We start from the raw sequence: 12,213 nt of genomic DNA, 5'->3' as shown, positions 1-12,213 counted from the left end.
GTCATGTCACGAGGCGTAGTGGCCGGTCTGGTGCCAGCGCCAGGCATCCGCGATCATCTGCGGCAGGGTCGAACGCTCGGGCCGCCAGCCCAGCACACGGCCCGCCTTTTCGCTGCCCGACACCAGCTTGATGGCATCGCCCCCCCGGCGCGGCCCTTCCTCGGTCGGAACGGGGCGATTGGTGACGACGCCGGAATGATCCAGCACCTCGCGCACGGAAAACCCGTTGCCGGTGCCAAGGCAGAACACCTCGGTCCCGCCATTCGCCAGACCTGTGCCCGCGCGCAGCCAGTTCAGCCCCAGAACATGCGCATCCACCAGATCCATGACATGGACATAGTCGCGGATGCAGGTGCCGTCCGGGGTCGGATAATCGGTGCCGTGGATCGTCAGGGCGGGGCGCTTGCCGTCGACCGCATCCAGGATCAGCGGGATCAGATGCGTTTCGGGCTGGTGGAATTCGCCCACCTCGCCATCCGGGTCGGCGCCCGCGACATTGAAATAGCGGAAGATGACCGAACGCAGGCCGCTGGCGCTGCCGAAATCCGACAGCATGTCCTCGATCGCACGCTTCGAGGCGCCATAGGCGTTCAGCGGCTGCTGGGGCGTCGTCTCGTCCAGAACCACGCCGTCGTGATCGCCATAGGTCGCGCAGGTCGAGCTGAACACGAAGTCGCGGATACCCGCATCCACCGTCGCCTCGATGAGATTGAGCGAGGCGCAGACATTGCCGCGCCAGTACTTGCCCGGCGCGCGCATCGCCTCGCCCACCTGGCTCAGGGCACCGAAATGCATGACGGCGACGGGCTTGTGGGCCGCGATGACCTGGTCGAGCCGGGCCCGGTCCAGCAGATCGCCCTCCTCGCAGGGGCCGAACTTGACCGCCTCGCGCCAGCCGGTGACAAAGTTGTCATAGGTCACGGGCACATAGCCTGCGGCGGCAAGCGCCTTGCAAGCATGCGATCCGATATAGCCGGCGCCTCCGGTGACAAGAACCTTGGCGGGCATGGTCACTCGGCCGCCTTCAGCATCCCGACGACTTCGCCCAGATATTCGGCGAACTCGGCCTTCAGGTCGTCGCGGGCCAGCCCGAATGCCACGGTCGCCTGCAGGAAGCCGGCCTTGGACCCGCAGTCAAAGCGCTGCCCCCGGAAGCGCAGCCCATAGACGGGGCGGCCTTCCTCGATCTCGTCGGCGATGGCGTCGGTCAGCTGGATTTCCCCGCCCGCGCCCTGCTTGAGCTTGTTGAGGTTTTCCATCACCGTCGGCGCAAGGATATAGCGGCCGATCACCGCCAGGTTCGAGGGCGGGTTTTCCTTGGGCTTTTCGACCATGCCCTTGGCGCGGACGATGGCGCCCATGTCCTCGGCGATGTCGAGCACGCCATAGGATCTGGTCTTTTCCACCGGCACTTCCATGGTGGCGACCATGCTGCCGCCCACTTCCTCATGCGCCTCGATCATCTGCTGCAGGCAGGGCGGCTCGCCGGCGATCACGTCGTCCGTCAGCACGACGGCGAAGGGCTCGTCCCCGATCAGGCGGCGCGCGCACCACACGGCATGGCCCAGGCCCATGGCCTTGTGCTGGCGGATATAGGCGATCGCGCCCGATTCCATGTTGGTGTGGCGCAGCAGTTCCAGCAGGTCGTCCTTGCCGGACTTGCGCAGGGTGTTTTCCAGCTCATGCGCGTGATCGAAGTAATCCTCGAGCGCGCCCTTGCCGCGCGAGGTGACGAAGATGAACTCCTTGATGCCGGCGGCGCGGGCCTCGTCGATCGCATACTGGATCAGCGGGCGGTCAACCAGCGTCATGATCTCTTTCGGGATCGACTTGGTGGCGGGCAGAAACCTGGTCCCCAGCCCCGCTACCGGAAAGATCGCCTTGGTCACCTTGGGCCGCATCCAGAAAACTCCACACTAAGGATAAGTTACAGGCAGGTATCACCCGGCGAGGCTGCACGGCAAGCCGGCCCCAGGGACGATCGCCCCATAACCGCGTCGGATGCACAAAGTTCCACCGACATAGCCGCGGCGGCGGTCTTCAGCCCATCCCCATGGCGGCCATCATCGCCTCGATGCGCGGCACGTCCGAGGGGTTGTTCAGTTCCCAGAAGGCGCGGCCCCGCGCCTCGACCCGGACGCACAGCATCCGGCGGCCGTTTTCGAGAAAGCGCAGCTGCTCGAGCCCCTCGAGCCGTTCGAGCGCCCCTTCGGGCCAGCCGGCATAGGCCTCGAGCGCCTCGGGCCGATAGGCATAGACCCCGACGTGATGAAAGACCGGGCTGGGCGCATCGGGCGCGACATCGCCCGGGACGAAGGGGATCACCTCTTTCGAGAAATACAGCGCCTGCCCGCCCGCGCCGAACACGGCGGTCGTGCCGCCGACCTGGCCGGCGGCACGGTCGGCCAGCAGGTCGGCGCGCATCGCGCCCGTGCAGTTCAGCACCGGCGTCGCCGCGTCGGCATCTGGGGCGGCGCGCAGGCCGGCGATCAGATCCTCGATGAACCAGGGCGGCGTCAGCGGCGCGTCGCCCTGCAGGTTGACGATCATCTCGGGCCGCTCGGGCAGGCCGGCCAGCACCTCGGCGCAGCGCTCGGTGCCGTTGCGGCAATCGGCCGAGGTCATCGTCACCTCGGCGCCGAAGGCGGCGGCATGGTCGGCGATGCGCGCATCATCCGTCGCCACGATGACGCGGCCGGCGCCCTGCACCTGCCGCGCCGCGTCCCAGCTGCGCCGGATCAGGCTGCGCGCCTGCCCGCCCGCCCCGCGCAGTTCCACCAGCGGCTTGCCCGGATAGCGGGTCGAGGCGTGGCGGGCGGGAATGACGATGACCACCGCCATCCGCTCAGCCCCGCGGTTGCAGCAGAACGCCCGGCGCATGGGCGATGAAGAACGGGTTTTCAAACCCCGGCTTGCCGTAGGTCAGCGGGGCATGGTCATCCAGGCGCACCACCTCGCCCCCTGCGCCGCGCAGCACCGCATCCCCCGCGGCGGTATCCCATTCCATCGTCCGCCCGAGGCGGGGGTAAAGATCGGCCTCGCCCGTGGCGACAAGACAGAACTTGAGCGAGGATCCCGCCGATGTCATGTCGCGCACCCCGTAGCGGGCGATATAGTCGTCGGTCGCCTGGTCGCGGTGCGACTTGGACGCCACGACCATCAGCGCCCGGTTGTCGGGGGCAGGATTGACGCCGATGGGGCGCAGCGTGCCCGCCGTCTCGCCGAAGGGGCCTTCCTCCTCGACCGAGCGGCCATCGGGTGTCGTATAGAACAGCCGCCCCCGCGCGGGCGCATAGACGACCCCGCGCAGCGGCACCCCGTTTTCGACATAGGCGATGTTGACGGTGAAATCGCCGCGGCGCTGGACGAATTCCTTGGTGCCATCCAGGGGATCGACGATCAGGAAGGTGGACAGGCGCTGTTCATGCGTGCCGGCCTGTTCCTCGGTCACCAGCGGCATGTCGGGGAAGGCCGCGCGCAGGCCGGCCGCGATCAGGGCATCGGCCGCCTCGTCCGCCTCGGTCACGGGGGATGCGTCGGACTTGGCGCGCACGGCGATCTCGGGGCGCTCGTAGATCTCCATGATGCGGGCGCCCGCCGCCAGCGCAAGGCGGCGCATCAGCGGGACGAGTTGGTCGAATTGCATGCAATAAACCCCTGTGCTGCGCGCGCTGCAGGCCCCGCGCGCGATTGAAACATCGTCCGAAACCCTTATGATATGCGGCGCCCTGATGGGCAAGCGGGGCCGCCCTGCTCCGCCGCCGCGCCGATATCCGCCCGGCCCCGGCCGCCGCCCCTTGGACAGCCCAGGAACAGACAGATGTTCGCGCAGCCCCGCAACAGGACCATGGCCGCCGCCGCCGGATCAAGCCTGGCGCTGATCTATCACCAGGCGGTCCACGACCTGCGGCAGGGCCATTCCAATGCGCTGATGAGCCTGCTGATAACCATGCTGCAATCGGTCGTCATGGTTGCGGGCTTTCTGGCGATCTACTGGATGATGGGCATCAAGCGCTCGCCCATCCGGGGTGATTATGTGCTGTTCATGATGTCGGGGGTGCTGATCTTCATCGCCTTCAGCAAGGCGCTGGGGGCGGTCTCGGCGGCCGGCAAGGCCACCGGCCAGATGATGAAACACGGGCCGCTGAACACCGCCGTTTCCATGGCGGGGGCGGCGGTGGCGGCGCTTTACACCTCGGTCCTGTCCGCGCTGGTGCTGCTGGCGATCTATCACATGGTGGGCAGCCCGCTTGATATCGAGAACTGGCGCGGCGCGCTGGCGATGCTGATCTTCGGGTGGTTCTGGGGCTGCGCCGTCGGGCTTGTCTTCCTGTCGATCAGGACATGGTCGCCCCTTGCCGGGTCGGTCATCACGCAGGTGTTCACGCGGCTGAACATGATCGCATCTGGAAAGATGTTCGCCGCCAACTCGCTGCCCGCCTTCCTGCTGGGCATGTTCGACTGGAATCCGCTGTTCCACATCATCGACCAGGCGCGCGGGTTCATCTTCATCAACTATACGCCGCACAATTCGAACCTGCATTACCCGCTCTATGTCACGCTGGCCGTGCTGATGGTCGGGCTGATGGCCGAGTTCGTGACCCGCAATGCCGCATCGCTCAGCTGGTCGGCGGGCAAGTAAGACCCCTCAGGCCGGCCCGGCGACGCGCAGCGTCAGGTTCACCCGCCCCCCGCCGGGCACCAGCGCCGCGCGGCCGGGGCGGATGCGGTCGATCCCGTGGTGCAGCAGCCGCGCCGCGCCCCCCATCACCACCACGTCGCCCGAATGCAGCCACAGGCTCTGCGTGGTGCCGCCCCGCTCGGGGTTGCCGATGCGCAGCAGCGCGTCATCGCCAAGGCTGATCGAGACGACGGGATGGGACAGGTCGGCCTCGTCCCTGTCCTGGTGCATGCCCATCCGCGCCCCCGCCCGGTACAGATTCACGAGGCAGCTGTCGGGCAGCACCGCAGGCCCGGTCAGCGAACGCCACAGATCCAGCAGCAGCGCCGGGATCGCCGGCCACGGGCGCCCGTCCGGCTGGCAGGGATCATAGCGATAGCCGCGCCGGTCGCTGGCCCAGCCCAGCGCCCCGGCCGAGGTCATCGCCACCGACATCGGGCGGCCCCAGCGCGTCACCGGATGCAAGGGCGGCGCCGCCTGCCAGATCGCCCCGACCGCAGCCATCAGCGCGGCCTGCGCGGCCTCGTCCAGAAGGCCCCGATGCACGAGAAAGCCGCGCACGTCCTCTGCCGCCGCACGCCGGGGGAAAAGGCTGGCGGGCCGGTCCGCCGGGGCTGGGGCATCCTGATTCACGGGGGCGATTTCCTGTCCTGTCGTGTCCGGCGCGCGCTTGCGCGGCCGAAAGCCGCTCCTATATAGCGTTGCGAAGCGCGGGGGGCAGCCCTGCGCCAGATTGAACGAACCGGGATAAGGGCGCGGGGGCCGCGAACGGACCCGCACCCGCTCCATTGCCGCAAGAAAGGTACAGGAATGGCCAAAGTCATCGGGATCGACCTCGGGACCACGAACAGCTGCGTCGCGATCATGGACGGCAGCCAGCCCCGCGTGATCGAGAACGCGGAAGGCGCTCGCACCACGCCCTCGATCGTCGCATTCACCGAAAACGAGCGGCTAGTCGGCCAGCCGGCCAAGCGCCAGGCCGTCACCAACCCCGAAAACACCATCTTCGCCGTCAAGCGCCTGATCGGGCGCCGCGCCACCGATCCCGAGGTGGAGAAGGACAAGAAGCTGGTCCCCTATCGCGTGGTGGACGGCGGCAACGGCGATGCCTGGGTCGAGGCCCGCGGCGACAAGTATTCCCCCTCGCAGATCAGCGCGATGATCCTTCAGAAGATGAAGGAAACCGCCGAATCCTATCTGGGCGAAAAGGTCGAGCAGGCGGTCATCACCGTTCCGGCCTATTTCAATGATGCCCAGCGGCAGGCGACCAAGGACGCGGGCAAGATCGCCGGCCTCGAGGTGCTGCGCATCATCAACGAGCCGACGGCGGCGGCGCTGGCCTATGGCCTCGACAAGAAGGACAGCCGGACGATCGCGGTCTATGACCTGGGCGGCGGCACCTTCGACATCACCATCCTGGAAATCGACGACGGCCTGTTCGAGGTGAAATCGACCAACGGGGACACGTTCCTCGGCGGCGAGGATTTCGACATGCGGATCGTCAACTTCCTGGCCGACGAGTTCAAGAAGGAACACGGCGTCGATCTGACCAAGGACAAGATGGCGCTCCAGCGGCTCAAGGAAGCGGCTGAAAAGGCCAAGATCGAGCTGTCCTCCTCGAGCCAGACCGAGATCAACCAGCCGTTCATCTCGATGGACAAGAACTCGGGCGTGCCGCTGCACATGGTCGTCAAGCTGACCCGCGCCAAGCTGGAAAGCCTGGTCGGCGATCTGGTCAAGAAGACCATGGACCCCTGCAAGGCCGCGCTGAAGGATGCCGGCGTCAGCAAGGACGAGATCGACGAGGTGATCCTGGTCGGCGGCCAGACCCGCATGCCGATGGTCATCGAGGAAGTGACCAAGTTCTTCGGCAAGGAACCCCACAAGGGCGTGAACCCCGACGAGGTGGTGGCGCTGGGCGCGGCCGTTCAGGGCGGCGTGCTGCAGGGCGATGTCAAGGACGTGGTGCTGCTGGATGTCACGCCCCTGTCGCTGGGCATCGAGACGCTGGGCGGCGTGTTCACCCGTCTGATCGACCGCAACACCACCATCCCGACCAAGAAGTCGCAGACCTTCTCGACCGCCGAGGACAACCAGAACGCCGTGACGATCCGGGTGTTCCAGGGCGAGCGAGAGATGGCGGCCGACAACAAGCTGCTGGGCCAGTTCAACCTTGAGGACATCCCGCCCGCCCCTCGCGGCATGCCGCAGATCGAGGTGACCTTCGACATCGACGCCAACGGCATCGTGTCGGTTTCCGCCAAGGACAAGGGCACGGGCAAGTCGCAGAACATCACCATCCAGGCCTCGGGCGGGCTGTCCGACGAGGATATCGAGAAGATGGTCCGCGACGCCGAGGCGAATGCCGAGGCCGACAAGGGCCGGCGCGAGCTGGTCGAGACGCGCAACCAGGCCGAAAGCCTGCTGCATTCGACCCGCAAGTCGCTGGACGAGCATGGCGACAAGGTGGACAGCTCGACCGTTGAAGCCATCGAACTGGCCTCGGGGGCGCTGGAAGAGGCGCTCAAGTCCGATGACGCCGGCAAGATCAAGGGCGGCATCCAGAACCTGATGGACGCCTCGATGAAGCTGGGCGAGGCGATCTACAAGGCCGGCCAGTCGGGGACCGAGGATGGCGCCCGCGATGAAGGCCCGCGCGACGTGGACGACGACATCGTTGACGCCGACTTCGAGGATCTGGGCGAGAACAAGCGCAAGTAAGCGCAGGTGAAAACCGGACCGGCCCTGCGATACCCTCGCGGGCCGGTCTTTTCGTGAAGGGGTGGCGATACGCCGCCGCATGGCACGGACGACGATGGCAAAGCGCGACTATTACGACGTTCTGGGTGTGGGCAGGGGCGCATCCCCCGATGAGATCAAGCGCGCCTATCGCGCCAAGGCGAAGGCGCTGCATCCCGACCTGAACCCCGACAGCAAGGTGTCCGAGGCCGATTTCAAGGCCGTGAACGAGGCCTATGACTGCCTCAAGGATCCTCAGCGCAAGGCGGCCTATGACCGCTTCGGCCATGCTGCCTTCGAAGGCGGGATGGGCGGCTTTGGCGCGGGGCGCGCGGGGCCTCAGGGCGATTTCGGCGCCGCCTTTGCCGATGTGTTCGAGGATCTGTTCGGCGATTTCGTCAATGGCCGCCAGGGCGGCGGGCGCGGGCGCGCCTCTCGGGGGCAGGATCTGCGCTATAACCTGCGGGTGACGCTGGAAGAGGCGTTCAGGGGCGTGGACAAGACCATCACCGTGCCGGGCGCGGTTGCCTGCACGGCCTGCAACGGCACGGGCGCCGAGGGCGCGGTCGAGCCGACCTCCTGCCCCACCTGTTCGGGGATGGGCAAGGTCCGGGCAAGCCAGGGCTTCTTTACCGTCGAGCGGACCTGCCCGACCTGCAACGGCAACGGCCAGATCGTCAAGAATCCCTGCAAGGCCTGCGGCGGCGCGGGCCGCGTCGCCGAGGACCGCACCCTCTCCGTCACCATCCCCGCCGGGGTCGAGACCGGCACCCGCATCCGCCTTGCGGGCGAGGGCGAGGCAGGGATGCGCGGGGGCCCGGCGGGTGATCTGTATATCTTCGTCGAGGTGCGCGAACATCCGATCTTCGTGCGCGACGGCCGGATGCTGGCCTGCCAGGTTCCCGTCGGCATGACCACCGCCGCCCTGGGGGGCGAGGTCGAGGTGCCCACGATCGATGGCGGGCGTAGCCGCGTGAAGGTTCCCGCAGGCAGCCAGACGGGCCGGCAGATGAAGCTGCGCGGCAAGGGCATGCCGCCGCTGCGCCACGGGGCCGGCATGAATGCCGAACCGGGCGACATGGTGATCGAGATCGTGGTCGAAACCCCGGTCAACCTGACCGCGCGGCAAAAGGAGCTGCTGCGCGAATTCGACGCCATCAGCGCCGACAACCACCCCCAGACGGACGGCTTCTTTTCCCGCATCAAGGGCTTCTGGGACGGTCTGGGCGGCTGAGATCGGGGGGCGCGGGCGTTAACGCCCCCTTAACCTGGCGCGTGGCACCTTTGGGGCATGACCGCGAATCGTGCCTTTCAAGAAGCCCCGCCCCAGCTGTTCGGCCTGATCCCGGCCGAGGATGACTGCGTGACGCGTGACGGGCTTGCGGGGGGACGGGGCGCGGTGCCAGGGCGTCCGGCCCGCCTGCCCAGCTATATCGCCGACCATCGCGCGCGGCTGCGCGAACGCTTCATGCAGGGCGGCGCGGCGGCGATGCCCGATTACGAACTGCTGGAACTGATCCTGTTCCGGGCGGTTCCGCGCCAGGACATGAAACCGCTGGCGCGGCGGCTGCTGGAGCGGTTCGGGGATTTCAACCGCGTGCTGTCGGCCGAGCCGGGGCAGCTGCTGCAGGTCGAGGGGGTCGGGCAGGCCGTCGTGGCCGAGCTGAAGATCGTCGAGGCATCGGCGCAGCGGCTTGCCCGGTCCAGGGTCATCAACCGCCCGGTGCTGACCAGCTGGGACGCGCTGCTTGATTACTGCCATACCGCGATGGCCCATGCGCCCATCGAACAGTTCCGGGTTCTGTATCTGGATCGCAAGAACGTCCTGATCGCCGACGAGCAGCAGGCGCGCGGGACGGTGGACCACGTCCCCGTCTATCCGCGCGAGGTGGTGCGGCGCGCCCTTGAACTGAACGCCAGCGCGATGATCCTGGTGCACAACCACCCCTCGGGCGATCCCACCCCCAGCGCATCGGATATAGCGATGACACGCCAGATCATCGCCGCATCCGAAACGATGGGCATCACGGTCCACGACCACATCATCATCGGCAAGAACCGAGAGCTGAGCTTTCGCGGCACCGGGCTGCTGCCCTAGCCGGCCTTGAGCGGCGGCAGCGAGGGGGACAGCGCAGGGGCACTGGACGGCCCGTTGCGGCGGCCCTTATGCTGCGAGGCAAGACGAAACACAGCCCTGAGAGAGGCAGCCAAGCCGCAGCGTGACAGGGCGATCATCGGCAAGGGCCGGATGCCAACAGCCCTGATCTTTCCACCTGCAAGGGCGGGATACTGTCCAAGGAGGAAGACCGTCCTGGCCATCCACATCTTGTCCTTTCACTTCAACGGGGAAAGCCGATGGGATTGATCGCGCGCCTGGGCATGCAGCATCCCGTGATCCAGGCGCCCATGGCGGGAATATCCACCCCCGCACTGGCCGCCGCGGTGTCGGGCGCGGGCGGGCTGGGCAGCCTTGGCCTTGGCGCGATGACCCCGGCCCAGGCCGCCCTGGCCATGGCGCAGACCGCCGCGCTGACCCCCCGCCCCTTCGCCGTCAATCTTTTCTGCCACCAGCCACATGCGCCCGACCCGGCCGCCGAGCGGGCCTGGCTCGACCGGCTGCGCCCGCATTTCACGCGCTTTTCGGCCCAACCGCCGGCGGCGCTGCGCGACATCTATCCGAGCTTCATCGGCAACCGGGCAATGCTTGATGCGGTGATCGCCGCCAGGCCGGCGATGGTCAGCTTTCATTTCGGCCTGCCGGACAGGGCGCAGATCGCGGCCCTGCGCGATGCGGGCGCCGTGCTGGCCGCGACCGCGACCAGCGTTCAGGAGGGGCGCGCCATCGCCGCCGCGGGGCTGGATGCGATCATCGCGCAGGGCTGGCAGGCCGGGGGCCACCGCGGCATCTTTGATCCTGCGGCGCGCGACGAAAGGCTGTCCACGCCCGATCTGCTGGCCGCCCTGCTGCCTGTCGGCCTGCCCGTGATCGCGGCGGGGGGCATCATGGATGCCGCAGGCAGCCGCGCGGCGCTGGATGCGGGGGCCAGTGCGGTGCAATGCGGCACCGCCTTTCTGCTGGCGCCCGAGGCCGCGACGCCGCCCGCCCACCGCGCGGCACTGGCCCAAGGACAGACGGTGATGACGGCGGCGATCTCGGGCCGTCCGGCGCGCTGCTGCGCCAACCTGTTCACGGCGATCGCCGACCGGGGAACGCCCGGCTATCCGAGAACCTATGACGCGGGAAAGGCGCTGAACACCGCCGCGCTGGCGGCGGGGGAAACCGGCTATGGCGCGCATTGGGCGGGCACCGGCTGCGCCAGGGCGATCGCCCGTCCGGCGGCGCAGACGGTGGCGGCGCTGGCGCCCTGAAGGATCAGGGCATCCGGCCCTGACGGGCCGCATCGGGCGAAAGGCGGGCCGCCGCATGGCGCCCGCTGCCTGCAAGCATGACAGGCCCTGCGCCGGCTGTCAGGCCACGAATTCGTCCCGGCCATAGCCCTGCAGATACAGCAGCGCGGTCAGATCGCCATGGTTGATGCGGATGGCGGCCTGCGCGGCGACGGCGGGCTTGGCGTGCAGGGCAACCCCTGCCCCGGCGCGCTGCAGCATTCCCAGATCATTGGCGCCGTCCCCGACCGCGAGGACATCGGCAGGGGCAAGGCCGCGGGCGGCGGTGATTTCCTCAAGCGCCTGAACCTTGGCCTCGCGCCCCAGGATGGGCAGCGCGACACGGCCGCTCAGCAGGCCATCCGCTGTCGTCAGCAGGACATTGGCGCGCTGTTCGTCAAATCCCAGCCGGTCGGCGACGGGGCCGGTAAAGTCGGTGAACCCCCCCGATACCAGCGCCGTCCAGGCCCCGTTCGCCTTCATCGTCGCCACCAGCGTGCGCCCGCCCGCGGCCAGCGTGATGCGGTTTTCCAGCACCTCGGCGATCACGCCATAGGGCAGGCCCTCCAGCAGCGCGACCCGCTCCAGCAGCGCCTCGTGAAAGTTCAGCTCTCCGTTCATTGCCCGGCGGGTGATCGCGGCGACGCGCTGTCCGACGCCGGCCATGTCGGCCAGCTCGTCGATGCATTCCTGCTCGATCATCGTCGAATCCATATCCGCCAGCAGAACCGCCTTGCGGCGGTTGGCGGTCGGCTGGACGGCCAGATCAAAGCCCCGCCGGTCCAGTTCGGCCCAAGCATCGGCCAGATCATGCGGCATCGTCTCGACCGCGAACTCGGCCGCGGTTCCGGGCTCGAGCCACAGCGCCCGGCCGCCGCTCCAGCGGCGTTGCACCGCCATGACGGTGTCATCGTCCAGATCCGCGCGGGCGGGGGCGGCCATCAGGCTGACGGTGAACATGGCGGCTCCTCTCGCGGCGGCATGTGGCGCGAGTAAAGGCAGACCGGCTGCGAAGGCAAGGGCGCGGCGCGCTGTGACGGCCTGCGCAGGTCTGGCCAGCCCCGATCAGAGCGCCCCAGGCCTGCTTTCAGCCATGATCGCCCTTCCCCCGGCGCCCCGCCTGAGCAAGGACAGGGACGGGGCCAGGTCGTCGTCACCACAGGCGCCAGCAGCGGCCCGGGGCGATGCGGCGGCACGGCATTCCGGGCAATCAGATGCTGATGGTGACCCCGGCAGGACTTGAACCTGCAACCTGCCCCTTAGGAGGGGGCTGCTCTATCCAGTTGAGCCACGAGGTCGCCGCGCCCTTGTTGCATCAAAAAGGCGCCGATAGCAAGGTTGCGGGACGATGCGCATTAGACTAACGCGGGCCGATCCCGGCCTGCCCTGTGCGGGCAGAAACCCCG

Annotated in this window: 11 protein-coding genes and 1 tRNA gene; 5 read left to right on the top strand and 7 right to left on the bottom strand. The window is 68.0% G+C overall.

Going from position 1 to position 12,213, the window contains the following annotated elements; genetic code table 11:
* Window positions 1-6: 6 nt before the first annotated feature.
* From galE to cysQ, 4 genes are all read right to left on the bottom strand, one after another.
* A complete protein-coding gene (gene galE / locus B0A89_RS09370) occupies window positions 7-1,008 on the bottom strand; it encodes a UDP-glucose 4-epimerase GalE (protein WP_085377913.1) in 1,002 nt (333 codons plus the stop codon).
* Window positions 1,009-1,010: 2 nt separating this feature from the next.
* The gene (locus B0A89_RS09365) at window positions 1,011-1,901 is read right to left on the bottom strand and encodes a UTP--glucose-1-phosphate uridylyltransferase (protein ID WP_085377912.1); all 891 of its coding nucleotides are present in this window, start codon (window positions 1,899-1,901) and stop codon (window positions 1,011-1,013) included.
* Between the two features lie 139 nt (window positions 1,902-2,040).
* The gene (locus B0A89_RS09360) at window positions 2,041-2,841 is read right to left on the bottom strand and encodes a 3-deoxy-manno-octulosonate cytidylyltransferase family protein (protein WP_085378870.1); all 801 of its coding nucleotides are present in this window, start codon (window positions 2,839-2,841) and stop codon (window positions 2,041-2,043) included.
* Between the two features lie 4 nt (window positions 2,842-2,845).
* On the bottom strand, window positions 2,846-3,646 hold the full coding sequence (cysQ, locus tag B0A89_RS09355) for a 3'(2'),5'-bisphosphate nucleotidase CysQ (RefSeq protein WP_085377911.1): 801 nt from the start codon (window positions 3,644-3,646) through the stop codon (window positions 2,846-2,848).
* A gap of 174 nt (window positions 3,647-3,820) precedes the next feature.
* Here cysQ and B0A89_RS09350 point away from each other — a divergent pair, with 174 nt between their 5' ends.
* The gene (locus tag B0A89_RS09350) at window positions 3,821-4,642 is read left to right on the top strand and encodes an ABC transporter permease (RefSeq protein ID WP_085377910.1); all 822 of its coding nucleotides are present in this window, start codon (window positions 3,821-3,823) and stop codon (window positions 4,640-4,642) included.
* A 6-nt stretch (window positions 4,643-4,648) separates the two neighbouring features.
* Here the strand turns inward: B0A89_RS09350 and B0A89_RS09345 are convergent, their stop codons facing one another.
* On the bottom strand, window positions 4,649-5,314 hold the full coding sequence (locus B0A89_RS09345) for an alpha-ketoglutarate-dependent dioxygenase AlkB family protein (protein ID WP_240558494.1): 666 nt from the start codon (window positions 5,312-5,314) through the stop codon (window positions 4,649-4,651).
* A 177-nt stretch (window positions 5,315-5,491) separates the two neighbouring features.
* On the opposite strand from B0A89_RS09345, the gene dnaK reads away from it, so the two are divergent.
* The 4 genes from dnaK (at window position 5,492) to B0A89_RS09325 (ending at window position 10,789) form a co-directional block, all read left to right on the top strand.
* On the top strand, window positions 5,492-7,402 hold the full coding sequence (gene dnaK / locus B0A89_RS09340; RefSeq protein WP_085377908.1) for a molecular chaperone DnaK: 1,911 nt from the start codon (window positions 5,492-5,494) through the stop codon (window positions 7,400-7,402).
* Window positions 7,403-7,496: 94 nt separating this feature from the next.
* Window positions 7,497-8,654 carry a molecular chaperone DnaJ gene (gene dnaJ / locus B0A89_RS09335; protein ID WP_085377907.1) on the top strand — a complete coding sequence of 386 codons (1,158 nt, stop codon included), beginning with the start codon at window positions 7,497-7,499 and terminating at the stop codon, window positions 8,652-8,654.
* A gap of 57 nt (window positions 8,655-8,711) precedes the next feature.
* Window positions 8,712-9,518 carry a RadC family protein gene (gene radC, locus B0A89_RS09330; RefSeq protein WP_085377906.1) on the top strand — a complete coding sequence of 269 codons (807 nt, stop codon included), beginning with the start codon at window positions 8,712-8,714 and terminating at the stop codon, window positions 9,516-9,518.
* Window positions 9,519-9,775: 257 nt separating this feature from the next.
* Window positions 9,776-10,789 (top strand): NAD(P)H-dependent flavin oxidoreductase, encoded by a 1,014-nt coding sequence (locus B0A89_RS09325; protein WP_085377905.1) that lies wholly within the window; start codon window positions 9,776-9,778, stop codon window positions 10,787-10,789.
* Window positions 10,790-10,888: 99 nt separating this feature from the next.
* Here B0A89_RS09325 and serB read toward each other — a convergent pair whose 3' ends face one another.
* Both serB and B0A89_RS09315 read right to left on the bottom strand, forming a co-directional pair.
* A complete protein-coding gene (gene serB / locus B0A89_RS09320; protein ID WP_085377904.1) occupies window positions 10,889-11,767 on the bottom strand; it encodes a phosphoserine phosphatase SerB in 879 nt (292 codons plus the stop codon).
* A 261-nt stretch (window positions 11,768-12,028) separates the two neighbouring features.
* Window positions 12,029-12,105: transfer RNA gene (locus tag B0A89_RS09315), tRNA-Arg, on the bottom strand.
* Between the last annotated feature and the right edge of the window lie 108 nt (window positions 12,106-12,213).

This window comes from Paracoccus contaminans, from assembly GCF_002105555.1.
Taxonomy (GTDB): Bacteria; Pseudomonadota; Alphaproteobacteria; order Rhodobacterales; family Rhodobacteraceae; genus Paracoccus; species Paracoccus contaminans.
Note: the sequence above shows the minus strand (reverse complement) of the source record. Positions and strands in the feature narration are given on the sequence as shown.

Bases quoted from the DNA above. Each gene is read 5' to 3' on its own strand.
- serB (WP_085377904.1), bottom strand. From the start codon at position 11,767: ATGTTCACCGTCAGCCTGATGGCCGCCCCCGCCCGCGCGGATCTGGAC.
- galE (WP_085377913.1), bottom strand. From the start codon at position 1,008: ATGCCCGCCAAGGTTCTTGTCACCGGAGGCGCCGGCTATATCGGATCG.
- dnaK (WP_085377908.1), top strand. From the start codon at position 5,492: ATGGCCAAAGTCATCGGGATCGACCTCGGGACCACGAACAGCTGCGTC.
- cysQ (WP_085377911.1), bottom strand. From the start codon at position 3,646: ATGCAATTCGACCAACTCGTCCCGCTGATGCGCCGCCTTGCGCTGGCG.
- B0A89_RS09365 (WP_085377912.1), bottom strand. From the start codon at position 1,901: ATGCGGCCCAAGGTGACCAAGGCGATCTTTCCGGTAGCGGGGCTGGGG.
- dnaJ (WP_085377907.1), top strand. From the start codon at position 7,497: ATGGCAAAGCGCGACTATTACGACGTTCTGGGTGTGGGCAGGGGCGCA.
- B0A89_RS09350 (WP_085377910.1), top strand. From the start codon at position 3,821: ATGTTCGCGCAGCCCCGCAACAGGACCATGGCCGCCGCCGCCGGATCA.
- radC (WP_085377906.1), top strand. From the start codon at position 8,712: ATGACCGCGAATCGTGCCTTTCAAGAAGCCCCGCCCCAGCTGTTCGGC.
- B0A89_RS09325 (WP_085377905.1), top strand. From the start codon at position 9,776: ATGGGATTGATCGCGCGCCTGGGCATGCAGCATCCCGTGATCCAGGCG.
- B0A89_RS09360 (WP_085378870.1), bottom strand. From the start codon at position 2,841: ATGGCGGTGGTCATCGTCATTCCCGCCCGCCACGCCTCGACCCGCTAT.